This window comes from Vreelandella hamiltonii (assembly GCF_014651775.1).
Classification (GTDB): Bacteria; Pseudomonadota; Gammaproteobacteria; order Pseudomonadales; family Halomonadaceae; genus Vreelandella; species Vreelandella hamiltonii.
Map to the genome: position 1 here is coordinate 15,504 of NZ_BMXN01000030.1, position 26,943 is coordinate 42,446.

Annotated in this window: 18 protein-coding genes; 3 read left to right on the forward strand and 15 right to left on the reverse strand. The window is 60.3% G+C overall.

The genetic code is table 11. The features are described from left to right. Position 1 precedes the first annotated feature (1 nt). The 4 genes from pstC to IE091_RS16665 form a co-directional block, all read right to left on the reverse strand. On the reverse strand, positions 2–1,396 hold the full coding sequence (pstC, locus tag IE091_RS16650) for a phosphate ABC transporter permease subunit PstC (RefSeq protein ID WP_308428151.1): 1,395 nt from the start codon (positions 1,394–1,396) through the stop codon (positions 2–4). A gap of 87 nt (positions 1,397–1,483) precedes the next feature. After that, complete coding sequence (locus IE091_RS16655; protein ID WP_039182610.1) at positions 1,484–2,503, reverse strand: substrate-binding domain-containing protein; 1,020 nt, start codon at positions 2,501–2,503, stop codon at positions 1,484–1,486. Positions 2,504–2,671: 168 nt separating this feature from the next. Next, entirely contained in the window at positions 2,672–3,394 is a 723-nt protein-coding gene (locus tag IE091_RS16660; RefSeq protein ID WP_189464169.1) for a sulfite exporter TauE/SafE family protein, read from the reverse strand. Between the two features lie 32 nt (positions 3,395–3,426). Then, a complete protein-coding gene (locus tag IE091_RS16665; RefSeq protein WP_189464162.1) occupies positions 3,427–4,602 on the reverse strand; it encodes a multidrug effflux MFS transporter in 1,176 nt (391 codons plus the stop codon). A 162-nt stretch (positions 4,603–4,764) separates the two neighbouring features. Here IE091_RS16665 and IE091_RS16670 point away from each other — a divergent pair, with 162 nt between their 5' ends. Beyond that, positions 4,765–6,420 carry a methyl-accepting chemotaxis protein gene (locus IE091_RS16670; protein WP_189464163.1) on the forward strand — a complete coding sequence of 552 codons (1,656 nt, stop codon included), beginning with the start codon at positions 4,765–4,767 and terminating at the stop codon, positions 6,418–6,420. Positions 6,421–6,445: 25 nt separating this feature from the next. Further along, on the forward strand, positions 6,446–7,384 hold the full coding sequence (tal, locus tag IE091_RS16675; protein WP_039182601.1) for a transaldolase: 939 nt from the start codon (positions 6,446–6,448) through the stop codon (positions 7,382–7,384). A gap of 72 nt (positions 7,385–7,456) precedes the next feature. Here tal and IE091_RS16680 read toward each other — a convergent pair whose 3' ends face one another. From IE091_RS16680 to IE091_RS16715, 8 genes are all read right to left on the reverse strand, one after another. Beyond that, positions 7,457–7,972, reverse strand: a complete 516-nt coding sequence (locus tag IE091_RS16680) for an STAS domain-containing protein (protein ID WP_039182597.1) — start codon at positions 7,970–7,972, stop codon at positions 7,457–7,459. After that, complete coding sequence (locus IE091_RS16685; protein WP_189464164.1) at positions 7,962–9,155, reverse strand: PP2C family protein-serine/threonine phosphatase; 1,194 nt, start codon at positions 9,153–9,155, stop codon at positions 7,962–7,964. The genes IE091_RS16680 and IE091_RS16685 overlap by 11 nt, the downstream gene beginning before the upstream one ends. A gap of 8 nt (positions 9,156–9,163) precedes the next feature. Continuing rightward, positions 9,164–9,994: an MlaA family lipoprotein gene (locus IE091_RS16690; RefSeq protein WP_039182591.1), complete on the reverse strand. Its 831-nt coding sequence runs from the start codon at positions 9,992–9,994 to the stop codon at positions 9,164–9,166. Positions 9,995–10,078: 84 nt separating this feature from the next. Further along, the gene (locus IE091_RS16695) at positions 10,079–11,203 is read right to left on the reverse strand and encodes a beta-ketoacyl-ACP synthase III (RefSeq protein WP_039182588.1); all 1,125 of its coding nucleotides are present in this window, start codon (positions 11,201–11,203) and stop codon (positions 10,079–10,081) included. Positions 11,204–11,214: 11 nt separating this feature from the next. Then, entirely contained in the window at positions 11,215–15,246 is a 4,032-nt protein-coding gene (hrpA, locus tag IE091_RS16700) for an ATP-dependent RNA helicase HrpA (RefSeq protein WP_189464170.1), read from the reverse strand. A gap of 94 nt (positions 15,247–15,340) precedes the next feature. After that, positions 15,341–17,011, reverse strand: coding sequence for an AMP-binding protein (locus IE091_RS16705; protein WP_039182583.1), 1,671 nt, complete (start codon positions 17,009–17,011; stop codon positions 15,341–15,343). A gap of 195 nt (positions 17,012–17,206) precedes the next feature. Beyond that, complete coding sequence (locus IE091_RS16710; RefSeq protein ID WP_189464165.1) at positions 17,207–17,992, reverse strand: class II glutamine amidotransferase; 786 nt, start codon at positions 17,990–17,992, stop codon at positions 17,207–17,209. Between the two features lie 28 nt (positions 17,993–18,020). After that, positions 18,021–18,446: a hypothetical protein gene (locus IE091_RS16715; RefSeq protein WP_039182577.1), complete on the reverse strand. Its 426-nt coding sequence runs from the start codon at positions 18,444–18,446 to the stop codon at positions 18,021–18,023. 62 nt (positions 18,447–18,508) lie between these two features. Here IE091_RS16715 and IE091_RS16720 point away from each other — a divergent pair, with 62 nt between their 5' ends. Beyond that, on the forward strand, positions 18,509–20,611 hold the full coding sequence (locus tag IE091_RS16720; protein ID WP_189464166.1) for a S9 family peptidase: 2,103 nt from the start codon (positions 18,509–18,511) through the stop codon (positions 20,609–20,611). Here IE091_RS16720 and IE091_RS16725 read toward each other — a convergent pair. The 3 genes from IE091_RS16725 to IE091_RS16735 are packed head-to-tail and all read right to left on the reverse strand — an operon-like array spanning position 20,571 to position 26,912. After that, the gene (locus IE091_RS16725; protein WP_189464167.1) at positions 20,571–21,158 is read right to left on the reverse strand and encodes a biliverdin-producing heme oxygenase; all 588 of its coding nucleotides are present in this window, start codon (positions 21,156–21,158) and stop codon (positions 20,571–20,573) included. The genes IE091_RS16720 and IE091_RS16725 overlap by 41 nt on opposite strands. Next, complete coding sequence (locus IE091_RS16730) at positions 21,148–22,632, reverse strand: GAF domain-containing protein (RefSeq protein WP_039182571.1); 1,485 nt, start codon at positions 22,630–22,632, stop codon at positions 21,148–21,150. The genes IE091_RS16725 and IE091_RS16730 overlap by 11 nt, the downstream gene beginning before the upstream one ends. Continuing rightward, entirely contained in the window at positions 22,629–26,912 is a 4,284-nt protein-coding gene (locus IE091_RS16735; protein WP_189464168.1) for an EAL domain-containing protein, read from the reverse strand. Before IE091_RS16735 ends, IE091_RS16730 begins: the two co-directional genes overlap by 4 nt. Between the last annotated feature and the right edge of the window lie 31 nt (positions 26,913–26,943).

Below are 26,943 nucleotides of genomic sequence, written 5' to 3' on the forward strand. Positions count from 1 at the left end.
CTTACTCGTATTGCTGGCGGTATTTACGCACCACAACCAGTGCGATGACGTTCAGGCCCAGGGTAATGACGAACAGCGTCAAGCCCAGAGCAAAGGCCACCAGCGACTGCGGGCTGGCAAAATCCATGTCCCCGGTCAACTGGTTGACAATGGTCACGGTGATGGTCGATACCGCCTCGAACGGGTTACCGTGAAGTACCGGGTTATTACCGGCCGCCAACACCACGATCATGGTTTCGCCGATGGCGCGGCTGGCCGCCAGCAGAAAGGCACCGACGATACCCGGCAGCGCCGCAGGCAATACCACCTGGCGAATGGTCTCGGACTTGGTTGCCCCCAGCCCCAGCGCACCATCGCGCAGTGACTTGGGCACCTGGGTAATGATGTCGTCAGAGAGTGACGATACGAACGGAATGATCATGATGCCCATCACCAGGCCCGCGGTGAGCGCGCTGGTGGTACGAATATTGATGCCGACCATATCGCCCAGGCTGGAAAGGAAAGGCCCGATGACGATCAGGGCAAAGAAGCCGTACACGATGGTCGGGATACCGGCCAGAATTTCGATGATCGGCTTGGCCACGTTACGCAGCCAGGGGGGCGCATATTCGGCCATGTAAATCGCCGTCATCAGCCCCACGGGGATCGCCACCAGCAAGGCAATGATACTCACCATCATGGTGCCCCACAGCAGCGGCAGCAGGCCAAACTCACCCTGTGCATCGGTTCCCGACGTGCTGAAACGCGGATTCCAGGTCGTGCCCAGGAAGAACTCTGCCGGGCTGATGAAGCTGAAGAACTTCAGCGCTTCACCCAGCATCGACAACACGATGCCCACCGTGGTGAAAATCGCGATGGCGGAGCAGGAGGCCAGCGCAATGGAGATGACGCGCTCGACATGATTACGCGCCCGCCACTGAGGGGAAATACGCCGCCGGGCAAACACCAGCCCGACCACGGCCACCACGGCCATCAGCGCGATCAGCGTGGTGTTCTGGAAGGTCTGCAGGCGCGCCATGTGTGCGGCCGCGGCCAACTCCTCGGCGCTTCCCCCCCCAGCCACGTTACGTTCATTGGCCAGCGCGGTGATACGCCGTAACAAGGTATTCATTTCACGTTCGCTCATGCCTGCCACCAGCTCAGGGGGCAGTTGCTGAACGACCAGCATGTCAATCAACTGTGGTGCCAACAGCGACCACAATACAAACAGGGCAAGCGCTGGCAGCCCACACCACAGGGCCACCAACGCTCCATAATAACCGGGGCGCGAATGCATTCTGACATCGTGCTCTGCCGCAACCGCGCGACTGCGTGTCAAACCCAAGTGGTAAGCCAAGGCCATTATCACGAGTAGCGTGGCTATCAAGGCAATGTTACTCATTCTCTCTCCGCCCATGATTTCCTACGTTCAAGCGCCAGCACCATTTCCATGATGCCGGCGCAATACCTACCTGATCACCGCGGTTAAGCGATGGCGGCAGTCTTACTCTTCAACGCTTACCACGGTACGGGCCTGGAACTGAGCCAGTGCTTCAGCACGCTCTTCTTCGCTCATCGGGATCAGACCAGCGTCTTCCAGCGGGCTGCCGTAACCAGAGATCATGTCGTTCAGGAAGAACTCGGTGTACTCGGCCAGACCAGGAATCACGTCCAGGTGCTCGCCCTTCACGTAGAAGAACAGCGGACGAGAAACGGGGTATTCGCCAGAACCGATGGTTTCCAGGCTGGGCGTTACGCCATCCACAGTAGCCACTTGCAGGCGGTCACGGTTCTGGTCATAGAAGCTCAGACCGAAGACGCCAACGGCATCGGCCTGGGCATCCAGACGAGCCAGCGTTTCGGTGTAGTCACCCGCGATCTCGACGATACGACCATCGCCACGCAGTGAGTTACAGGCATCGCCTTCTACGTTGGCATCGCTTTCACAGCCAGCGTGGATGACTTTCTCTTCGAATACTTCACGGGTGCCGTGGTTGGAAGCCGGAATCACCAGCACGATTTCCTGGTCGGGCAGGCTGCTGTCGATTTCGTTCCAGCGGGTGTAGGGGTTGTCGACCAGCTGACCATCTTGTGTGACTTGAGCGGCAGCGGCTTTGAATACGTGCTCAGGCGTCAGAGCGAACTCTTCACGGTCGATACGCGATGCAAACACGATACCGTCGTAGCCGAACATCACTTCGAGGATGTCGTTGACGCCATTTTCGTTACAGTTGGCCACTTCGCCACTGCGGATGGCACGAGAAGAGTTGGCGATGTCGATGGTGTTTTCACCAACGCCCTGACAGAACTGGCGCAGACCGCCACCGGAGCCACCAGAGCCTACCACTGGGGTGTTGAATTGAGAGTAGGTGTTACCAAACTCTTCCGCCACGATGCTGGCAAACGGCAGTACAGTTGAAGAACCTGCAATCTGCACGGTGTCACGAGCAACGGCAGCCGTCGATACGCCGGTAGCCAGTGCGGCAGCAACTACAACACCAAGTGTCTTTTTCGTTACTTTCATCGTCGTGTCCCCTTTGGTTTCATGCCTGGGCTATTCGATTTGAGCCGTTCGGCAATGTTGGCGATTGGCCTTTCACACCGAGGAGTTTGCACAGCGACGATTGCAGAAATATGACAGCGGTAATTTTTTTAGCGAGGAATGTTAACGAAGCGTTGGCCTGGGGCCCTATCACAGCAGCAAGCCCAGCGCCGCCAGCGTACACAGGGCCAATGAACAGCGTTGTAGCAGCACTTTATCCAACCGATGGGCCACCGCATCGGCCAGCGCATTGCCGATCAATACGGCAGGCAGAAACGTCAGCGCCAGCTTGAAATGCCAGATGCTGAGCTGCCCCGCCAGGGCTAGCGTCGCCAGGGTCAGCAGCGAGGTGATGACGAAGAAGGCCGCCAGATTGCCGCGCATGCGATCCGGCGAAAAGCCGTGCATCAACAGCACGATGGGCGGCCCACCAATGGCAGCCACGGTGCCGAAGATGCCCGACAGTACACCGGCCACGAACAGCGTGACGCGATTCACCGGCACATGAAAACGGCACAGCGTCACGCCTACCGCAAACAGCACGATAGCGGCAATCAACGTTTCCAGCACGGCCATGGGCGCCGCCAGCAGCAGCCAGATTCCCAGCCCGTTCCCCGGCAGCCGCCCCACCAGTGCCACGCTGATCTCGCGCAGATGCACTTCGTGCCAATAGCGCCGCACCATCATCAGCGAAACCGTAAAACCGAACAGCACCAGCACTACCGGCACCAGCCGTGGCTCCAGCATCAGCAACAGCGGTGCCCCGACGACCGCCAGGCCAAACCCCGTGGCACGCTGTACGAAGGCCCCCAGCAGCAGCACCCCGGCACAGGCCAGCCATGTCGCCAGAGAAATTCCCAAGGAGAGCTCCATGGTGAGTCCCAGCCATTCGAGCACCGCCACGCCTAGACCGCCTGGGTGAGCTTTCTCACCCCGATGTTACCCAGCAGCGCCGCACCTAGCATGGTCAGCACCATCGGCCAGAGATGCTCTACCTGGAAGAGCCCCACCAACACACCCGCCAGCGCGCCACAGCTGAACTGAATGCCTCCCAGCAGCGCCGTGGCCGTGGCGCTGATATGGCCGAAATGATCCAGCAGCGACGAGATGGCGTTGGGTGTGATCAGCCCGATCATGCCGGTAAACAGCATCACCAGCGCCACCACGACCGGCAGCGTGGCCAGATCGAAGGCCGTTGCGGCCACCAGTGCCAGCGCGGCGCATAGCTGCACCGTCAAGCCAAAGCGCAGGTTCTGCTGGGGTGTGCGCTTGCGCAGCAGGTGGATATTCAGCCGGTTGGAGAGCGCAATCATGACCACGTTGACCCCAAATACCAGCGGGTAAACGCCTGGAGAGAGGGAGAAGTAATCGAGATAAAGAAAGGGCGACGCCGTCACGAAAGCAAACAGACCCGCAAACGAGGCTGCCACGGCGCAAATGTAACCCATGCCCTCTCGGTGACGCAGCACGCTGGCGTAGTTACCCAGCACCTTACGAGGGGTTGCGGCGGGCAGGCCGGGGTCGCGGGTTTCAGGCAGGCGCGTCCCCAACAGCCAGAGCAAAAAGCCTGCATAGACAGCCAGAAACACAAAGATCAGCCACCAGCCTGCAATATGCAGCAGCAGGCTCCCGACCGCCGGCGCCACCAGCGGTGCCAGCATCATGATCATGGCCATGGTGGACATCACCCTGGCAGCCTCACGCCCGCTGAAACAATCCCGTACGATGGCCGCCGAATTGACCACGCAGGCTCCCCCGCCCAGCGCCTGCACGAACCGCCATGCCAGCAAGGATGTCAAGCTATCGGCGGTGGTGATCATCAAGCTGGCCAGCATGAAGACCACCAGCCCGCTGAGCAGCACAGGTTTGCGCCCCATGCGGTCCGACAGCGGGCCAAAACAGAGCTGCCCCAGCGCAAAGCCGAACAGAAACATGCTGATGGAAAGCTCAGTATGGTGAATGCTGGCACCGATACTTTCCGCCAGCACTCCCATGGCAGGCAGGTAGGCATCTATTGCAAAAGGGGCCAACGCCGTATTGGCCGCCACCAATAGCGCTACGCGACGCGGATTGAGTTCCATACATCTCCTTGAAAGCTACGCTGGTTGGCCGCTCGCTGGCCACTTAGATAGGACGCTAATCATACACACAACCCCAGAATCGCGCATCGCCCACTCAGAACTGAAACATTTGCCCACTAAGCTGCCCGTCATGATTCAAATGACGCTGTCCTGGGGGCCACGATGATACTCAAAAAGCTGGAAAACATTTCGCTACGCAATCTGAGCCTTGCCGCGCTGCTATTGATGGCAGGCTGCCTGCTGATGTTCGCCGCACTGGCCTGGCATATCATGCAGCAGAGCCAGCGTGACCTGGCTTCGCTTGAGCAGGTCAATGTTCAGCAAGCCTCCTCGCTGAATCGGTTGCACATTGCCAGCCTGGAAGGTCTCAATCGCATGGACCGTGCCCTGGAGCGCCAATTGCGTCCGTCGCTCGGGGACCCCATCGCAGCGCTGGAAGCCGTCGAGTATGAATTGAACGAGATGTCCCAGGCGCTTGAAAGCTTCCTGCAGGCCACTCAGGACAGCCCCTATTCAGCGTTGCGCGACGCCATTGGTGAGCGCGCCAACCAATTGCTGGCCAGTATGGATGCCCAGCGCAACGCCATTACCACCGGTGACCGCAGCGGCTATCGGCAAATCACCCTGGAAGCCATGGATCATAGCGAGGCCCTGGCAGGCCATGCTCGGGCGTTTTACCAGGTAGCCGATCAGCAGGGTGTCAGCCTGATGCAGGACGCCGAGCAGCGCGCAGGTATGGTGGCCGCTGGGCTGGCGTTGGGCATGGCGGTCTCCCTGGCCCTGATGGGCGCCTTGATCTGGCTGGGCCACTTCCAGTTGCTACAGCCCATCCGCCACTTGATCGGCCACTTTCGTCATATGGCCGAAGGAGACCTGAGTGCCGAGGTTCCAGCCCGTGGCAACAACGAAATCGGCCAGCTCTATGCGGCCCTGGGGGTCATGCAAAACTCCCTGATCGAGACCGTCAAGCAACTGCATGACAACAGCCAGCACGTGTTCCAGAGTGCTCAGCGGCTGGCTCTGGGTAACGAGGACCTGGCCACGCGCACCCATCAGCAAACCACCTCACTGGACAACACGGCCACCAACGTACATACCCTGACCGATAGCGTGGCCCACACCGCCGAGCATGCCCTGAAGGCCAAGGAACTGACCGAACACGCCACGACACAAGCTCAGCAGAGCCACCACACCATGGAAGCCTTTCTGTCGACCATGGAAGAGATCGATGCCCACGCCAAGCAGGTCAACGACATCGTCAACGTCATCAATGGCATTTCGTTCCAGACGAACCTGCTGGCCCTCAACGCGTCGGTGGAAGCGGCCCGTGCGGGCGAACAGGGTCGTGGCTTTGCCGTGGTGGCCGCTGAAGTGCGTTCACTGGCCACCCGCAGCGCAGAAGCTGCCACTCAGATTCGCAGCCTGCTGGCCTCTTCCAATACCAGTATCGAGCGCGGCAACCAGCTTTCCCGAGATGCCAACCAGCAGTTCGAGGAGATGGTCGGCTCGATCTCCACGACTCACCGATTGATTACCGATATTGCCGAAGCCGCCCACCTGCAGCACCAGAACATCGAAGAGATCAACGAGACCCTGCAGGAGCAGACCCAGGTAACCCAGGCCAATGCGCGTCAGGTGGATGCCACCGCACAGGACGCCATGTCGCTGGAGTCGGCCGCCGAAGGCATGCGGGAGCAGGCGGCCCGGTTCAAGATCAGCCAACGGCCGCAGGCCGTCGGCTATCAGTGGCGAGCAGCGGATTCTTCATCATCGTCACCGATCAAACATACTCAACGCGAGCCAGCCTTGTTAGAGTAACCATGACTCATACAAGGAGCACTGCATGGCTACTAGCCTATTAAGCCAATTGAAAGAGATGACCACCGTGGTGGCCGATACCGGGGATCTGGAAGCCATTCGTCGCTTCCAGCCCGAGGACGCCACCACCAACCCTTCGCTGATTCTTCAGGCGGCCCAGCAGGAGGAGCGCCGCGCTCGCCTGGCCAGTATCGCCAAGGAGAGCACCGACCTGGATGACGCGGTCGATCGGGTGGCAGTGGATATCGGTAGCGAAATCAGCAAGCTGGTTCCCGGTTATGTATCCACCGAGGTCAGCGCGCGTCTCTCTTTCGACAAGGAAGCGACCATCGCCAAGGCCCACTCGCTGATCGAGCGTTATGCCGAGTACGGCGTGGGCCCCGAGCGTATTCTGATCAAGATGGCCTCGACCTGGGAAGGTATTCAGGCCGCTCACCAGCTGGAGCGCGACGGGATTCGTACCAACCTGACCCTGCTGTTCGGCTTTGCCCAGGCCCAAGCCTGCGCCGATGCTGGCGTCACGCTGATCTCGCCTTTCGTGGGGCGGATTCTTGATTGGCACAAGGCGCGCCAACCTGATGCCGACTTCAGCGGCGCACAGGACCCGGGCGTACAGTCGGTCAAAGGAATTTACGAGTACTACAAAGGCCACGGCTACCCCACCATCGTGATGGGTGCCAGCTTTCGTAACATCGGTGAGATCCAGGCGCTGGCAGGCTGCGACCGCCTGACCATCTCCCCTGCCCTGCTCAAGGAGCTGGACGAGATCGAAGCCGACCTGCCCCGCCAACTCAGCCCCCTTGGCGCCAGCAGCTCACCGGAAGAAGCCTTGGCACAAGCCGATTTTCGCTGGGCAATGAACGAAGACGAGATGGCCACCGACAAGCTGGCCGAAGGGATTCGTAAGTTCATGGCTGACCAGCGCAAGCTGGAAGAACTGCTGAGCACGCTGAGAAAGGGCTAGGCTGCGACTTTTGCACGCCTGCTCACCAGGCGTCTTTGAACAGCCCTCTGGCGCATCACTGGCCAGAGGGCTTTATTTTGCAGGAGCCCCCTGGGCTTCCAGCATCTCCACCAGCGGCTGAAACTGCTCGCGGTTATGCTCGTTCATGTGCATCAGGATACGGTGCGCTTCCAGAATACGGCCGCGCAGCCCCTCTTCGTCAGCGGGCTCCTCGGGCAGATCTTCCAGTACCGTCTCCAGCGGTGCCGACGGCTGAATCGGTGCCGACATCAGCGTAAAGAAACGCGCAAAACCCATCACATCCAGCATCTGCCGGACATCCGGATTATCCGCGATGATGGTTGGGGGCTGTTCCAGACGACCTTTGACGGCCATGGCCACCTTGGCGAGAAAACCCAGCGCCGTCGAGTCGACGTTCGTGGCCTCACGCAGGTCGATCATCACGGCACGCAGGCCTGGCGTTTCCGCTAGACGCTGTGCTTGGGTATCGAGTGTGGCGCAGAGCGTGAGTCTTACATCACCACACAGCTTTAAAACAAAAACACCGGAGTCGAACGCCGCCTTGATGCGGCCCTCTTCAATCAGCATGACCAAATCCGCTCACCATCATGATTGTCAGGTCATCGGGTAAAGCATCGCGGTCCTGGTTCGCCTCATCTTCCTCGTCGCCCCCACTCAGGAGCGAGTTGGTGTTGGCTAGCCGGTCTCGCAGCTGCTCAAGCGTGACACTTTCGCTTACTAGTTGCTCAAGTTCCGTGAGCCGCGTGTCGAGCGTCTTACCCGGCAAGCATTCCAATACACCATCTGAACACAGCCACAACCTGAAGTCGGCTGGCAGCGGACAGCTAAGCGAAGGATACTCCACATCAGGGAAAAGGCCTACAGGCATTCCTTCCCCCGCCAAACGCGTCAGGTTGCCATCCGCCATCAATAGCGGCATGGGAAGCTGGGCGCCGAGCGAATAGTGCAGAGTCTTTTCCTCATGGTCAATAACACCGACAAATAAAGTGGCGTGTTTGCCGATGTCGGTATCCTGAAGTTCACGGTTCAGGGCCGATAACCAGCGGGGCGGCAGCGCCTGAGGGTCCTGACCGTCCCACTCGTTCAACCAGCGGTTGCAGAGATATTTCAGCAGCACGGTCACGAAGGCCGAGGAGGCCCCGTGGCCGGATACATCGGCAAAATAGAACACGCTGAAGCGGTCGTCGTAGCGCTGGTAGTCAAGAAAATCGCCCGACAGATAGAGCGACGGCGCAAACCAGTAATCGTAATAGACGCCGCTGATCACCTTGGGCCTTGGCGGCAGCAGACGGCGCTGGATATGTCCACCACTCTGCTGATCCATTCTCAGCAGGGCCAGATGCGTTTCCAGGCTTTCGTTCAGCTCCGCCAGCCGTTGCCGGTCACGATCACGCTCCTGGGCCAGTTGATGCAGCTCGATGGCCTTGCGGATCATCCTGCGCAGCAATTCGGTATGCCTGAGCGGGTGGACGATGTAATCCACCAACCCGGCGTCGATCGCCTTGATCAAATCCGCATCCTGACGGGTATCACTCACGACCAGTGCGGGCAGGCGATGGGCCAGCTGCGACCACTGCTGCCTGGGCACTGCTCTGGCATGGGCAACGATCAGCGCGGTGCCCACCGGCAGATGATCGATATTGTCTGCGGCAAACACCCACATACCATCACAGGTAATCGCCTCGGCCAGCGCATCACGCTCGCTACCGGGCTCATCGATTACCGCGATCAACTGCTTTGCGTGATCCATGTCTAGCCTCAGTCGGCGAAGTCGTCGTCACCAAAGTCGCTATCGTCGAACTCGAAATCGTCCATGGCAAAGGGATCGTCGCCCAGCTCACCATCATTGATCTCGAACTGTCGACGCTGCAAGTAAGCATCGCGAATGAATCGGTAGCGATCCCCACGAATCAGTGACTCCTGATCCAGCAGGCCCGCCCGCAAGTGCACGATATCGAGTGCAGTCAGGCCAGCACGCAGCTGGTGATCGTCCATGTAGGTGATGGGGTGCGCCGCGATATCCAGCGGGAAACCCGACGCATCGCGCAGGGTACGCGGCCCCAGCAGCGGCAACACCAGATAACGTGAATCTTCCCAACCCCATACGGCCAGGGTCTGGCCGAAATCTTCACGCTCGGCGGTGATCTCCATATGCGTCGCGTAATCCAGCAGCCCACCGACCCCTACCGTGGAGTTGATCAGGAAGCGTGACGTGGCCAGCCCCGCATTGGCGGGCTTGCCTTGCAGCAAGCTGTTGATGGCCGTGCGAATTTCCCCCAGGTTCGAGAAAAAATTACCCACGCCAGTCTGCACCGGTTGAGGGGTGATGGTCTTGTATCCCGTGGCCACAGGCTTCAGCGCATAGCGGTCGAGCACGTCATTGAAAGCAAATACGCGCCGATTGAAGCCTTCCCAAGGGTCTTCCGGATGCGCTGACTGCTCAACGACACCCTCTCCGCTCGCGTCGCCGCGCTCCTGGGTAGACGTGCTGGCACATCCACCCATGGTCAACGTGGCCAACAACAGAGCGGGGAGCCAGGGGCGCCACGTCCCAGGCGCCGTGTCTTGCTTGGCAAACAACCTCAGCATGGGGTTTCCTCTTTTCACTTCATCAACGCAACTTCAGGGTGTACAACGCCAACGATTCGCCGCTGACGTACTTATCTCAAGTACTTAGCCTTCCCGGCGAAGGATCACACTTCCCGCGCTGTACCCTGCGCCAAACGAACAGATCACCCCGATATCGCCATCCGACAAGTCTTCGCGATGCAGATGGAAGGCGATGATGGACCCCGCCGAGCTGGTATTGGCATAGCGGTCCAGGATGATCGGTGCCTGCGACACATCGGGCTCCTGGCCCAGCACCTTGCGGGCAATCAGATCGTTCATGTGGCGATTGGCCTGATGCAACCACATACGCGAAAGGTCCTCACCGCTCAACTCCAGGGAGGCCAGGTGCTCGGTGATCAGCTTGGCGACCAGCGGGCAGACTTCCTTGAACACTCGCCTTCCCTCTTGCACGAACAGCTTGTCCAGGGCCAGCGGGTCGCTGTCGGTGACTCGATTGAGAAAACCGGCATTGTTACGAATCGCGTTGGAAAATTGAGTGACCAGGCGTGTCCCCAGAATCGCATAACGCTCCTTGGCCACCGCCACCTCACTGCTTTCCAGTACCATAGCAGTACAAGCATCGCCGAAAATAAAGTGGCTGTCACGGTCTGTAAAATTCAGATGTGCCGAGCAGATCTCCGGATTGACGATCAACGCACGCTTCACCCGCCCCGCTGCAATCGCATTGGCCGCGGTCTCCAGCGCAAACGTGGCGGAGCTGCACGCCACGTTCATGTCAAAGCCGTAGCCCGACGTGCCCAGCGCTTGCTGCACTTCCACGGCCACGGCCGGGTAGGCGCGCTCCAGGTTCGAGCAGGCCACGATGACCAGCTCGATATCCGCCGCCGATACCTTGGCTGACGCCAATGCCTGACGCGCAGCTTCGGTCGCCATCTCACACTGAATCGACGGCTCGTCGTTGGCACGTTGTGGCAGTTTAGGCCGCATTCGCTCAGGGTCAAGAATCCCGGCGGCATCGAGTACGTAACGGCTCTTGATACCCGAGGCCTTCTCGATGAACTCGGTACTCGAATAGGCCAGCGCTGCCCGCTCACCCTGGGCAATGGCCTCGGCATGGCGCGCGTTCTCGCGATCTACCCATGCATTGAAGGCAGCGACCAGCGCTGCATTATCGACCGCGTGTTCCGGCGTATAGAGTCCTGTTCCGGTAATCACTGCCTGTGTCATGCCAACCTCCTTCATTGAATGCCTTGCCCGCGGGTGATCTCTTCCCAACGCTTCTCCAGGCGTTTTGCCGATACCGGCATGTGCGTGCCCAACTGCTGCGCAAACAGCGACACTCTCAATTCCTGTATCCACCAACCGAACGCTACCAGCGTCGGGTCTTCGGCCGCGCCACGGCGCTCGCTCTTGCGCCGTGCGTCAAAGCGCGCTTCGAGGGCTTGGACATCCTGCATCAGCATTTGGTCCCTGCCCCGCTCTCGGGCGGCCTTTTCCAATCGAATCAAGGCGGCTTCCATGTAGCGTGGATACTCCGTGAGCCACTCGTCCGCATCACGAATGAAGCCTGGGTAAACCAGCCGCTGCATCTGCGCACTGACATCGCTGTAGACCAGGGCCAGTGCAAAATTAAGTTTCCCTTTCAGAATCTTGCTGACGGCAAGATGGCCTTTCAGTGCCTCTTCGACACGCCCCAGCACGGTCTCGGCATGGGCCACCAGTTGAGGTTGGGTCGTTGCCAGTCGCTCGGCCAGCTCACCGGCAGAACGCGGTAGCGGATGCTGTGCCACGACCTGTGTAAATACCGCCAGCAGCAAATCCTCGACCAGGGCCTGCTTGCTGCCTACCTTGGCGAACAGCAGCGCGCACTTTTCGACCCCAGGTAGCCGTTTGATGGCTTTGACCTGCTCGGGCAGCTTGGCAATGGCCAGCCGCGCCACCCCTTCCTGATGCGCAAACTGCGCCTTGGCGGGATGATCGAACAGGCTGACCTTGAAGTGCCCGCCCTCAGCGACCAAGGCCGGGTAGGCTTCCACGCGAATGCCGGCCTGGGTGGTGACACGAGATTCAGGCAGCGGCGATGCGGGCAGCTCTTCCAGCGTGGGTGCCTGGCTGGCCTGCTCGGCCAGCGCCTGGGCGCCGGCACTGGCGGCTTCCTCGAAGCGCCGCTCCAGGGCACGTACATCACGCCCTTGCCCCAGGGTCTTGCCACCATGATCGACCACCCGCACATTCATGCGCAGGTGGGGCGGCAGCAGGTCGAGGCGCCAGTCGTCGGGGTGAACCCGCGTGCCGGTACGCCGCCGGATGAACTCACCAAGCGCCTCGGTCAGGGGGCGCTCGTCCAGCACCAGCGTTTCCAGGGCGGCATCGACCCAATCGGGGATGGGCACCACCTGGCGGCGCAGGCTTTTGGGCAGCGACTTGAGTAGCGCAATACACTTCTCGCGCAACAGGCCGGGCACCAGCCAGTCGAGAGCAGTGGCAGGCAGCTGCGGCAGCATCGCCGCGGGCACGGTAAGGGTGACGCCATCGTCCTCGGCATCCGGGTCGAAGTGATAGCTCACCGGATAGGCCACGCCCGCCAGGGTGAGGTGATCCGGGTACTGCGCCTGGGTCACGTCATGGGCATCACGAGCCTTGAGCGCCTCGAGATCGAACTTCAATAGCTCGGGCTGTTGCTGCTCGGCCTGCTTGCGCCAGTGTTCGAAGCCCTTGCCATTGACGATGTCCGCCGGGATGCGCTCGTCGTAGAAGGCGAACAGGCTCTCTTCGTCCACCAGTATATCGCGCCGTCGGGCACGATCTTCCAGCGCTTCGACCTCTTCGATCAACGCCCGATTATGGGCAAAGAACGCGCCTCGCGTCTGGAATTCGCCTTCGACCAGCGCACGACGAATAAACAGCTCCCGCGACTCCTGGGGCGCAATGGGGCCATAGTGCACCCGGCGCCGCGCAACGATAGGCAGGCCAAACAGGGTCACCTGCTCGAACGCCACCACCTGGGCGCGCTTCATTTCCCAGTGGGGCTCGCTGTAGCTGCTTTTGACCAGATGCTGCGCCTGCGGCTCGATCCACTGGGGGTCGATTTTGGCCACGGTGCGTGCAAACAGCTTGGTGGTTTCGATCAGCTCGAACGCCATGACCCATTTGGGGCTCTTCTTGGCCAACCCGGAGCCGGGATGGATCATGAATTTGCGGTTGCGAGCGCCCAGGTATTCGCGGTTCTCCAGCAGCGTTCCCAAATTGGACAACAGACCCGACAGCAGCGCCTGGTGCAGCTTGCCAGAAGTTTTACGCCGCGCCTGCTTGGCCTGCTCTTCGCTTTCGTCTTCATCGCGAGGCAGCGGTGGCGGCACCTCGATATCCATGTCACGCAGTAGCTGACGCAGTTGGCGGAACGTATCGTGCCACTCGCGCATGCGCAGATAGTTGATGTAGTGCTCGCGACACCAGCGGCGCAGCTGATTGCCCGAGAGCGCCTCGCGAGCATTCTCGATGCCGTGCCATAGGTTGAGCAAAGCGACGAAGTCGGAATCCGGGTCGTGCCAGCGCTGATGCGCCTGGTCGGCCGCCTGACGCTTGTCGGCAGGCCGCTCTCGCGGGTCCTGAATGGCCAGCGCCGAGACCACCACCAGCACGTCGCGCAGGCTGCCCCGTTCGGCCCCTGCCAGCACCATGCGCGCCAGCCTTGGGTCGATGGGCAGTTTGGCCAGCTTACGGCCCAGCGGGCTCAACTGATGCTTGTCGTCCACCGCACCCAGCTCGAACAGCAGCCGGAAACCATCCTTGATGAAGCGGCCGTCAGGCGGGTCGACAAACGGAAAGTCTTCGATGTGCCCCAGCTTCAGCGCCAGCATGGACAGAATCACCGACGCCAGGTTGGTGCGCTGAATTTCGGGGTCGGTAAACGCCGGGCGAGCCAGAAAGTCGTCTTCATCATATAGCCGAATGCATACCCCTTCGGCCACACGGCCACAGCGCCCCTTGCGCTGGTTGGCGCTGGCCTGGCTGATGGGCTCGATGGGCAGCCGCTGGATCTTGGCACGGTAGCTGTAGCGACTGATACGCACCAGGCCCGGGTCGATGACATAGCGAATTCCCGGTACGGTCAGCGAGGTTTCCGCCACGTTGGTGGCCAGCACGATACGTCGCCCGCGATGGGGGGCGAACACGCGATTTTGCTCTTCGTTGGACAGCCGCGCATAGAGCGGCAAAATGTCGGTGCCTTTCAGGTCGGCACGGCGCAGCGTATCGGCGGTTTCCCGAATGTCACGCTCACCGGGCAGAAACACCAGCACGTCCCGGGGGCCGTGGAGCCAGCCTTTCTGGCGCTCGATGGTCTCGATTTCCTGCACGGCATGAAGAATACCCTCTTGCAGCGTGCGGTCTTCCTCGTCCTCTTCGCTGCGCACCAGCGGGCGATAAAGGACATCCACCGGGTAGGTACGGCCCGAGACTTCGACCACCGGAGCCGGCGCGTCAGGCGTGCCGAAGTGGGCCGCAAAGCGCTCGACGTCGATGGTGGCGGAGGTGATGATCACCTTCAGGTCCGGGCGTTTAGGCAGCAAACGCTTCAGGTAGCCCAGCAGAAAATCGATATTGAGGCTGCGCTCGTGGGCTTCATCGATGATCAGGGTGTCGTAGCGCAACAGCAGCGGGTCGTGCTGGGTTTCGGCCAGCAGAATCCCGTCGGTCATCAGTTTGACCAGCGTCGTGGGCGTGCTCTGGTCATTGAACCGTACCTGATAGCCCACCTGCTCACCCAGTGCCACCTCCAGCTCATCGGCAAGCCTGGATGCCACGCTGCGTGCTGCCAGCCTGCGCGGCTGAGTGTGGCCAATCAGGCCCTGGCGTCCGCGCCCCAGCTCCAGACACATCTTGGGCAACTGGGTGGTTTTACCCGAGCCGGTTTCACCGGCCACGACCACCACCTGGTGCTCCCGAATGGCCGCCAGAATGTCCTCGCGACGCTCGACGACGGGCAGCTCATCGGGGTAGTTCAAGGCAACACGCAAGGCTTCCCGCTGGGCCAGCAGCTGCGTGGCCTTTGCCATGTCGCGGCGCAGCTCGTTGACACCACGGTCGACCGGCTTGTTGTCACGCTGCCGTCGCTTCAAGCCCGACACACGCCGGGCCAGGCGCTCACGGTCGCGAAGCATGACATCACCCAGCGATGCGTCGAGTACCGCCAGCAAAGCAGCAGGATCTTGCGGGGATTCAGTGCGAGAAGAGTGCGTGTCGGTGGTCACGTTAGGCTCGGTTTCCATCTCAGAATAAAACGTCGGCCCACTCATGGAGTGGGCCGACCATTGTACCGCTTTCAATCACGTGACGCCTAACGCCAGCCAATATGGCAATGTATCAGGCCTTGCTGGCTTCCTGGTCGCGCAGCTGGCGACGCAACACTTTACCTACATTGGTCTTGGGCAGCTCATCGCGGAATTCAACGTACTTGGGTACTTTGTAAGCGGTCAGCTCCTTTTTGCACCAGGCGCGCAGCGTCTCGGCATCCAGCTGACTGTTTTTCGACACGACGAAGAGCTTGATGGCTTCGCCGGCATTTTCATCGGCCACCCCGACGGCAGCCACTTCCAGCACGTCGGGATGCGCGGCCACGACGTCTTCCACTTCGTTGGGATAGACGTTGAAACCGGACACCAGAATCATGTCCTTCTTGCGATCGACGATCTTGATATAGCCATCGTCTTGAAGGATGGCGATGTCACCGGTGTGGAACCAGCCCTGCTCATCGATGGAATTACGCGTTTCGTCTTCACGCTGCCAGTAGCCTTTCATGACCTGAGGCCCTTGCACGCACAGCTCCCCTGGCTCACCAAACGGCACGTCGTTGCCCTCGCTGTCCACCACCTTCACCGCCGTACCTGCCACGGGTTTGCCGATGGTGCCCAGTTGAATGGCGTCGTTGGGGTTGAAGCTGACGATGGGAGAGGTCTCTGTCAGCCCGTAGCCCTCGGCAATCGGGCAGCCGGTGGTCTCTTCCCAGCGCTGAGCGGCTGCCTTGGTCAAGGCCATGCCGCCGGAAATGGTCAGCTTGAGTTTCGAGAAGTCGAGCTGGCGGAAATCATCACGGTTGCACAGGGCATTGAACAGCGTGTTCAAACCAATGAAACCGGTGAACGGCAGCCCTTTCAACTCCTTGACGAAGGCTGGCAAGTCACGAGGATTGGTAATCAGCAGCGAGTGGTTGCCGGTTTCCATCAGGAACAGGCAGTTAACGGTAAACGTGTAGATGTGGTACACCGGCAGCGGCGCAATGACCAGCTCTTCACCGTCGGTCAGATGCTCGCCAATGGCCGAGCGAGCTTGCAACATGTTGGCCACCAGGTTGCGGTGCGTCAGCATTGCCCCTTTGGGCATGCCGGTGGTGCCACCGGTGTACTGCAGCGCGGCCAGATCTTCCTGGGTGCGATCTACCGGGCGATGGGTGAGCGAAGCGCCCTTCTTCAGCGCATCGCGAAAACCAACTGCGCTGGGCAGCGAGTAGGCGGGCACCATTTTCTTGACGTGCTTGACCACGGCATTGATCAGCCAGCGCTTGGGCACGTCATGCAAGTCCCCCAATTGAGTGACCAGCACGTGCTTGATGTCGGTCTTGTCCAGCACCTTCTCGAGCTTGTCGGCCATGTTGGCCAGAATCAGGATGGCCTTGGCGTTTGAGTCCTTGAACTGATGAGCCATTTCACGCTCGGTGTAGAGCGGGTTGGTATTCACCACCACCAGACCAGCACGCAGTGCGCCGAAGACGGCCACCGGGAACTGCAGTACGTTGGGGAGCTGGATGGCGATCCGATCCCCCGGCTCCAGATCGGTTTCATGCTGCAGCCAGGCGGCGAAATCCGCTGACAAGCGGTCCAGGTCGGCAAAGCTGAGCGTCTTGCCCATGCAGGTAAAGGCTGGCTTCTGGGCGAAGCGCTTCACTGCCGAATGGAATACATCGGTGACCGAGTCGTACTGCTCCAACCCTTCAAGCGCTGGGCCGCGTAAAATGGGGGTGCTGGCGTGTTCGCTCATGGGGAATCTCCGCTATCCGTGTCGATGCTGTACCGACCTTGTTATTGTGGCGAGGCTATCAAGTGGTTCATGAACGCCAACGATATACGACGTCCAGCAGACTGTAAAACGAACGATTGAAACTTGCGTTTCAACTTTAGCTTAAAGCCCGTCGACCCTCACCACCGTTCTGGTCATGCCATTTCTTTAGCATAGTCAGGATTTTGGACCATAACGGGCACGGATTTCTCCCCCACGCCATACCAACAGTTCACCTGGCGCCATACGCTGCCAGGCTTCATTGTGGGTCAGAGGCTCGGTGGCCACCACCGAAACGATATCGTTGGGCGTGGTGTGCTCGACGAAATTGACCGTCATCTCGGCATCCGAGAGCTCCGCCTGCCCAAACGGTGCCCGTCGAGTGATGTGCGCCAGTTTGGTAGAACAGTAGCAATAGAGATAGACACCGTCCGAGAGCAGCAGGTTGAACACCCCCAGCCCGCGCAGCTGTTCGCAGAGCGCATGCAGCCGCTCCCAAAGTGGCTCTGGCGATTCAGGAGGCGAAGGAAAATGGCGCCGCAGCTCGCCCATCAGCCAACAGAAGGCGTGCTCACTGTCGGTACTGCCCACGGGGGTGTAGAGCCCCAGCGGCAGTTTTTGCCAGTCACTCAGTTGACCGTTATGGGCGTAGCACCAGGGCCGCCCCCACATTTCACGGGTAAAAGGGTGCGTATTGGCCAGCCGAACGCCCCCCACGTTGGCCTGACGGATATGGCTGATGACCACGTGCGACTTGATCGGGTAGTCGCATATCAACCGCGCGATAGGCGAATCCACCGAAGGGTGAGGGTCGCGAAACTCGCGATAACCGCCCTCTTCATAAAACGCAATGCCCCAGCCATCGCGGTGGGGCCCCGTACCGCCGCCCCGATGCAGAAAACCCGAAAAGCTGAAGCAGATATCCGTGGGTACATTGGCGCTCATACCCATCAACTCACACATGAAGACGCCTCCCCGGCCAGTTTGGAGATCAACGGATCACCGGCTCACGACGGCGGACAGGCTGAGGCTCTTCGACACTCTGACGGCGTGCAGGGGCTTCTTCGACCGGCATCGGACGCCGCCACCACCATAGCGCAATCCCCACGCAGGCGCCCAGCGCAATGCCCAGAATCGCCCACAGCAGGCCATTGCGCAGACCACTGGCGCTATGTTCGAAAAACGCCACCGCCGCGACCATGGCCGATGGCGCCCAGCCGGTATAGAACTCACCCTCTTCCACCAGCGGCAAGCGGTAATTGGCCGGCATCCACATGACGCCCGCCACGCCCCAGGTAATGACAAGACGAGGCAGGCGCGGCAACCAGGCCAACGCAAAATAGATGGCCAGCACGACCAGCAGCGAAAGTCCGTAATAACTTAGCCACAGCAGTGACATTGAGTCAGCAAACAGCATAATACCCCTCATGTGGGTGGAAGCACCCGACGTTGATTTCCCGTTATGGTACCTGTCAATTTATGAAAGCACAGCCTGGTATGCACGAAGGCTCGCCCGTAGCACGCTATTATCGCGCCGATGACCCTGAATGGCACTGGTTGGAATCTCGTGACGCACCAGACGTTCAACCTTTTTTAGCCGACGCCAACCAGCAGCATGCCGACTGGTTTCGCCCCTTGGCGCCGCTGGCCGACGCCCTCTACCATTCACACTTGGCACGGCGCGAGCTGGCGGTCAAAAGCCTGGCCACGGTATTGGATCACTTCACCTGCTGGAGCGAAACGGGAGCCGACGACGACTACCCCTGCTGGTGGCGACATCCCAACGGCCAGCCCCAGCGTGCCGAGTGCTTTCTGGATGTGCGCGAGCGTGCCGCAGAGCAGCCGTTCTACGATATGGGGGACATGGCCCTCTCCCCCGACGAGCAGTGGCTGGCCTGGACCGAAGACACCCAAGGGGACGAACGCTACACCCTCTGGCTGAAAGCGTTGCCCAGCGGCACTCCCCGCCAGTTGCTCGAAGACATCGGGCCGTCGGTGTGCTGGGCAGAGGACCAGACAACCCATGGCGCGACGCTGCTGTTTACCCGCTTCGACGACACCCAGCGCCCCGATAGCTTGTGGCGACTGTGGGTAGGGCTCAATAGCGACGCCCAGGTAGACACCGACGCTCAGGCTAGCGCACCGACACTGATCCTGCGTGAAGACGACCCGGAGTTCTGGCTGGGCGTTGGCAAGACCCGTTCGCGTCAATGGCTGATCATCGAGAGCGGCTCGAAAGATACCACGGAGGTCCACGCCCTGCCCGCCCACCAACCCGCCGCGAGCCCAGTATGCCTGCATGGGCGCACGAATGGCGTGGAGGTCAGCATCGACCATCGGCCGGGGGCTTTCTACCGGCTACACAATCAGGCAGGGCCACACTTTGCCCTGGATACGCGTGCCGACACGCTGGAAGATACGGGCTGGAAAAGCCTGCTGCCCCCGCGGGAGGACGCCACGCTGGAAGGGGTAGATGCATTCGCCTGGGGGCTGGTCGTGGCCGAACGCAGTCATCAGGAAGCTCAGGTGCGGTTGAGGCAACTGAGCCTGGCCGAAGATGGCCATACGTTCATCGAAGATCACTACCTGGCGCTACCCGACACGCCTGTCTCGCAGCTTCTGGAGGACATGCCCCACTTCGATGCACGCACGCTCCACCTGCGGGAAGAATCTTTTACCCACCCGCCCCGCTGGTTTGCGCTGAACCTGGACAGCGGTGAGCGCACGCTACTCAAGCAAGTACCGGTACACGGCAGCCTCTCCCCTGAGCAACTGGTCAGCCGACGGATCTGGGCCACCAGCCACGACGGTGAACAGGTGCCCGTTTCCGTGGTCATGCGTGCCGATCTGGTCGGGCAGCCTCTGCCGACGCTGCTATATGGCTACGGCGCCTATGGCGAAGCGCTCGACCCCTGGTTTTCGATTGCCAGGCTGGAGCTCCTGGAGCGTGGCGTGGCCTTTGCCGTGGCCCACGTACGCGGCGGCGGCGAGCGCGGCGAACCGTGGTACCTGGCAGGCAAGATGGCCAACAAGGAAAACAGCTTTCATGACTTCCTGGCTGCCCGCGAGGCACTGGTGTCCGAGCAGGTCAGCCAGCCTGAACGGATCGTCGCCTGCGGTGCCAGCGCGGGCGGGCTGCTGGTGGGTACCTGCCTGAACCGGGCACCAGAGGCGTTCTGTGCTGCCGTGCTCGACGTACCCTTTCTGGATGTACTGCGCACCATGCAGAATCCCGAGCTGCCGTTGACCACCGCCGAGTACACCGAATGGGGCAACCCTGAGAGCAACGACGTCCGCGAGCGGATCGCTGGCTACTCTCCCGTGGATAATATTCGCCCTCAGCGCTACCCGGCGCTATGGATCGAGGGCAGCTGGTTCGATACCCGGGTCAGCTATTGGGAGCCCGCCAAGTTCTATGCTCGCGTGACCCAGGCTCAGCAGGGAAGCGCCCCGATTCTGCTGCACACCGACATGACCAGCGGTCACGGCGGCGCCTCCGGCAGATTCAAGGCCTGGCGCGATGCGGCACGCCAGGATGCCTTCATTCTATGGGCGTTGGGTCTCGTGACAAGGCCTGAATAAAGCCCTCGAAGGCCTGCTCGGCCCCTTGGCGCACACAAGGCCAATCGGGTTCCGGGCAGGCCGCTTCTGCCTGGCGCCATAACGCGGCCCAGGTGTCAGCCGCCAGCGGCGTGGCACCAAAAAAGCGACACGGCACCGAGGAGCCCAACTGTTGGATCACGCAACGCGCGATCACCTCCCCTCCCAACCGAGACCCTTCCAGCACGTACAGCATACCCACCATTTCCGCCTCGTTATGCGGTTCAGGGAATCGCCAGCGGGCAGTCAGTGGCTGACCAAGTGCTTGCAGGTCCTGCTCTAGCAGGGCCGCACGCGTCACCAAAGGATAGCGCCAAGACCATTCGCCAAGCGCCGCCGCCAGCGTTTGCTCCAGTCCTGATATCGCCGGGTAAAGGCGGGTCAGTGCCTGCCCATAGACCTCCAGGCTCAGCCCTGGTCGAAGGAGAGGGCTGAGCACAGGGTGATGATCAACGCGCTGGTGAGCCGTACGCGTCGTGTTCTTGAGCCACTGGGCCAACGTCGTGGCAGCGAAGGGCTCACGCGTCATCTTTACCCCACGGCAAGCTCTTGGCCTGCTGAAGCAAGGCACGCAGTTTCAACAGGTAGAGCCGGGTGCTGGAAGACCAGGGGCGGCTGTGGCCTACCCGCTGCTCCACCCACGCTTCGAAGGAGCGGCGGGGCGACACCGTGCTTTGACCATCACGGTAGTCGACGGGCTTGTCCGGATTCCCACCCCAGGTAACTTCGTACAAATGCTCGACACGGCACAGATACAGATTGACGCGATGATGGGAGTCCAGCGGCAGATCTCCGATCACTGCCACCCCCGCGACCTCACTAAGCGGCATGGATGCACAGTCCCGCTGCAGGCTGTCGCTTAACCAGACATTCGAAGGCTCGCTGACGACCTGTTGGCTAATCGCCTGAATGGCGGCGGGGGTCAGTCCAACGCCGCTCAGGTAGTATTCGTCATCCATCTGCAACAGCACACCATCCACGGCAAACGTCGTCATCAGCCAGGCGCTGAGTTCATCCCAGGCGCTCTCCAGACCACCATGGCGCATCAGGACTGCCTTGGCCTTGTCGAAGTGCCGCTCCATGCCATCGAGTATCTGCAGGCGCCGACGCGCCTTGAAGTCTCGCAAACGCAAGTTGAACGCTTCGCTCACGGCGGCCATCTGCCGAAGCTGACTGACGGTGAGTTGGCGCGGCGTGGCACAGTGGCAGGAAATCAACGCCTCCAGCTCGCCTGACTGAATGATGGGTAGCGAAATGGCGCCTTCCACTCCCATGTTGGCCATGTATTCAAGATGCACGGGCGAAGCGCTGCGAAGATCGACGTAGCCAAGATCAGGCACCGCCCCGGCCGCCAGGGCATGCACGGGCACAGGGGAGGCAGTGGCATCCGGTATGGTACGCCAGGGGTTCTTGAGATAGAGCTGCCGCGCGATATAAGGGATATCGCTGGCCGGGAAGCGAAGCCCTTGATAGCTGCCCTTGATGCCTGGGCGCCGCGCTTCGCAAAGCACTTCGCCATCGCCTGCGGGGATGAAACGGTAGTAAAGAACACGGTCAAAGCCGCTCATGGTCAACAGTTCGTCCATCAGTTGCTGACACTGGGCATTGAGCTCATCGCTGCTATCAGGCACGGCGACAGAGGCACCGGTCATCGTCATGGTGTCTCCGTGGGCATCCACTGGATAGAACTCAAGCGCCACCCCCTCGCCGTGCGCAGTGGCCACGAGATCGAACTCCTGACGTTCGCTATGACACTGGCCGTAGTGCCGCTCACCCTCCGCCAAGGCAGGCAAGCTCAGCAAGTAGTCCCGAAAATGGGCAGGCAAGCGCTGTCCCAGGCGGCACGTGCCCTGGGCATCGTCCAGTCGCTCGCTGTTGGCGGACAGATGTGTGATGCGGCCTTCGACATCGACGATGACCAGCACTCCATGGGGCTGTATCGCCCCCGTCAGGTGCAACGCCTCTTGTTCACACTGGTGGATGAAACCACGCTCGTCAGTCATTGAGGTAAATCCGATGAAAGAAGTTCGGCCTTGCCATTCAAACGTATCAGCTCAGCATAGGCGTCCAGGGCAAGAGGCCGTGAAAGGTAATACCCCTGAACGAAGTCGCAGCCATTTTCTACCAGCCAGGCCAACTGCGCGGCCGTCTCGACGCCTTCTCCCACGGTACGGATCCCCAGCGCGCTGGCCATGCCCAGGATGGCTAGCGCAATGGCTTGATCGCTCTCGTCTCTGCCGCCCAGGCCATCGACGAAGCTCTTGTCGATTTTCAGCTCTGCCAGTGGCAGACGCTTCAGGTAAGCCAGCGATGAATAGCCCGTTCCAAAATCATCCACCGCCAGCTTGATGCCTGCCTCGCGCAGCTTTTCGATATTGCCCAGCGCCGAGCTGGAGCGATCGACCAGCGTGCTTTCGGTGATCTCTACCTGAATGAGCGCGTGAGGGACGCGGTACTGTTTCAGACAACCAAACAGGTGGGTAATGAAGCGCTCTTCTTGAAAGCTGCGTGCCGAGACGTTCATGGCCACGGGCAGCGGCTGCAGCCCTTGCTCGCGCCATTGGGCGATCTGCCTGATCAGCATCAGAGCAACATGGCGATCCAGGTCCAGAATCAGCCCGGTGGCTTCCGCCACGGGAATGAAGTCCACGGGGCTGACAGCGCCCAGTACAGGGTCCTGCCAGCGCAGCAGCGCCTCGGCCCCCGCTAATTGGTGGCCATCTTTGCAGGTATATTTGGGCTGATAGACCAGATGAAGGCGCCCGTGCTCCATACCTTCACGCAGGGCCTGCCCAATCGCCACATCGCGCATCAAGCGAGCCTGCAGCTCGGGCTTGAACAGTTCGAAGCGGTCACGGCCATTCTCCTTGGCACGGTACATGGCGGTGTCGGCAGCTTTGGTCAACCCTGCCACGTCATCGCCATCGTCAGGGCAGAAGGCCAACCCGATGCTGGACGTCACGAACAGCGTGTGGCGTCGCACATCGAAGGGCTTGGCGATGGCCTCCACGATGCGTTTGGCCACTTGTTCCGCCCCTTCGATGGAGGTTTCCATGAGGATGATGGTGAACTCGTCCCCTCCCAGGCGCGCCACGGTGTCCATATCGCGTACCAGCTCTTTCAGACGACTGGCTACCTGGATCAGCAGCTCGTCGCCCACGTCGTGCCCCAGGGTGTCATTGATACTCTTGAAATTGTCCAGATCAAGGAACATCAAGGCACTGAGCTGGTCACTACGCTTGGCTGCAGCAATGGCGATCTGTAACCGATCCTGAAACAGCGTCCGGTTGGGCAAGCCGGTGAGCGCATCATGGGTGGCCAAGTACTCCGCCTGCCGCTGGGTATCCTTGATGTGGCTGATATCGGAAAACACCGCCACATAAAGGGTTTCTTCGGGCGTCTCGGCCACGATCCGGTTAAGCGTCAACCATTGGGAAAACACCACGCCGTCATGGCGTTTGTTATAGACCTCACCCTGCCAATAGCCCGTCTGCTGCACGATTTCCCACACCACCTGACAGCCACCCGAGCAGGAATGGTCAGACGGTGTGTTGTCCTCACAATAGAGCAGTGGCAGTGCGGGGTGACCGACGACCTCGTCTGAACGGTAACCGGTAATGCGGCTGAAGGCTGCATTGACAGACTGCACCTCACCCTGCGCAGTGATGACGACAATGGCCTCCCCTGCCTGTTCGTAAACCTTGGCCGCCACCTGCATGTCCCGCTCGGCGTACTTGCGAGCCGTGATGTCTTCCGACTCGGTGAGGATCAAATAGGGGTGGCCATGCTCGTCGCGGAGCAACTGGTGAACGCACGTGAGCACACGAGGGTGGCCCTCTTCCGTGGGCAACACATGCTCGGCGCTCACCTTGTTCTGATAACGCAGTGCTTCGAGATCTTTCGCCCATACCGAGCCCGCATAGGTATCCGGAAAAAGTTCGAAAACATTACGCCCGATCAGCTGCTCCTGGGTCAGCCCGAACGATTCCAGAAAGCGAGGGTTGGCAAAGGTATAGCGCCCATTCAAATCCTTGAGAGCAATCATGACCGTACTGTTTTCCATCAACGCATGGAGCTGGGCCTGGGACTGACGCAGCTTGGCCTGGACATGGCTAAGGTCTGTCACGTCCATCAGCGTCACCACCAACAGCTCGACGCTCCCCTCCTGGTTGATGCCAGGGGTCACCAGGCGCTGCAACAGCCTGCCCTCGAGCTCCAGGATACTTTCGACCGGCGATGCCTGCTCACCGACCTCCAGAAGAACATCCTCCAGATCGTTAAGCACGGCAGGCAGCCGCAGCCCGGCCACATGGCGCTGCAAGGCCGTGGGGCGCAGGCTGAAATAACGCGAGGCCGGGGCATTGTAGCGTTTGAGACACAGCTCGCCATCGAACACCAACAGCGGAAAATCGAGCGCGTCATAGAGGTAGGCATACTCATCGTTGAGCTTGCTCAGCTCGCCCGTTTTCACGTTGAGTTCTTCGTTGAGGCTGATCAGCTCTTCGTTGGTGGCCTGCAACTCCTCATTGGCAGCTTCCAGTTCCTCGTTGGTGGCCTGCAGTTCTTCATTGGAGGCTTGCGCCTCTTCGTTCAGCGACTGCATTTCCTCATTTGCCGTGGCCAGCTCTTCGATCAACGACTGCAAGTGCTCTCGCGTGGCTTCAAGCTCGTCTTCCAGGCTATCGATACCCTGCAGCTCTGGCAGCATGAGTTTGTCCAGCGACGCGTCCGGTGTGCGCTCGCTCTCCAACGAGGGTGCCAGTACCACGAGAAGACGATGATCGTCAGCCTGTTCGGTCAGACCGCGAACACTCAACTGCCACCACTCGCCTTCGAAACGCCGACGCCTACCCATTTGCGTCGCGTGGGTCTTGTGAAACTGATGCAACAGCGACATCAGCTCGCCGCGAAACAGATCACTGACCACATCCTGAATACCGACCTGAGTACGACCAGAAGGGAAGCGCAAAAAGCGTTTGACGTCACCAGCCGTATGCTGGACGTTGCCCTGTGCATCGCACAGCACCACCGTGACGCCGACATGCGCCACCAAGGCATCCAGCAGTTGCTGCATGTCTCGATCACGTCGCTTCAAAGGCGATACATGTCGCAGCATCGCCGAGGAGTGCTCTACCACTTCCGCGCTGTTGCCCTGCTTGACGAACAGGCGCTCCCGCCGATCGAGAGGTTTGAACAGCGCTTCGGAATGGGCAATGCTCTCCGAGCGCCCCAAAAACAGCACACCTCGCTCTCGCAAACCGAAATGAAACCGTTGCAGCACTCTTGTCTGCAAATCATTATCGAAATAGATCAGAACATTACGACAAGTAATCAGATCAAGACGCAGGAAGGGAGGATCATCGACCAAGTTGTGCTTGGCAAACACGATCATGTCACGCAAGGTCTTGCTGACCTCATAGACATGGTCGTGGGCGGTAAAGTAGCGTGACCACCACTCGTCGGGCAGTGCGGCCAGCGCCGCACCGATGTAGCGACCTCGGCGCGCAATTTCCAGCGCATCGTCATCGATATCCGTGGCAAACAGCTGCACGACCGCCTGACTTTCCAGCTGCCGTTTGGCCTCTGCGACCAGCAAAGCAATGGAGTAGGCTTCCTCGCCTGTGGCACACCCCGCCACCCAGATACGCAGGGGGCCGCTATTGGCTGACTCGACGATGCCTCTGACGGCTTTTTCCACGGCCTCGAAAGCGCTGGTATCCCGAAAAAATGCCGTCACCGAGATCAGGATGTCACGACCCAGCTGTTCGAGCTCGGCCGGGTTGCTCTCTACCAGCTCGATGTACTGCTGCATGTCGGACACGTTGCTCGCCACCAGTCGACGACGAATGCGCCGACTCAAGGTTCCTTGCTTGTAGCCCGAAAAATCAAGCTGTCGACGCTCCTTGAGCAGCGTCAACAGACGCTGGGGCACCGAGACCTGATTTCCTTCCAGGCTGGCACACTCCAGGCGGGCAAGCTCTGCCAAACGCCCTCCCATCTCCTCCACATCCAGAATGTAGTCGATGACACCCGCATCGATGGCCGACTGCGGCATGCCGTCGTATTTTGCTGTGTGCGGCGTCTGCACCATGGTGACGCCCCCTGCGGCCAGAATGGCACGCAGCCCAGCCGTCCCATCGGAGCCGGTGCCAGAAAGCACGATGCCCACGGCAGATTCGTGGGCATCGCTGGCTAAAGAGGTAAAGAAATCGTAACTATTCAGGTGGTTGCGGATAGCCTGTCGACAACCACCTGATTTTTCTGGCATAGTGCACAGCATCATTCGGCACACCTATGCGGCGATATGACCATCA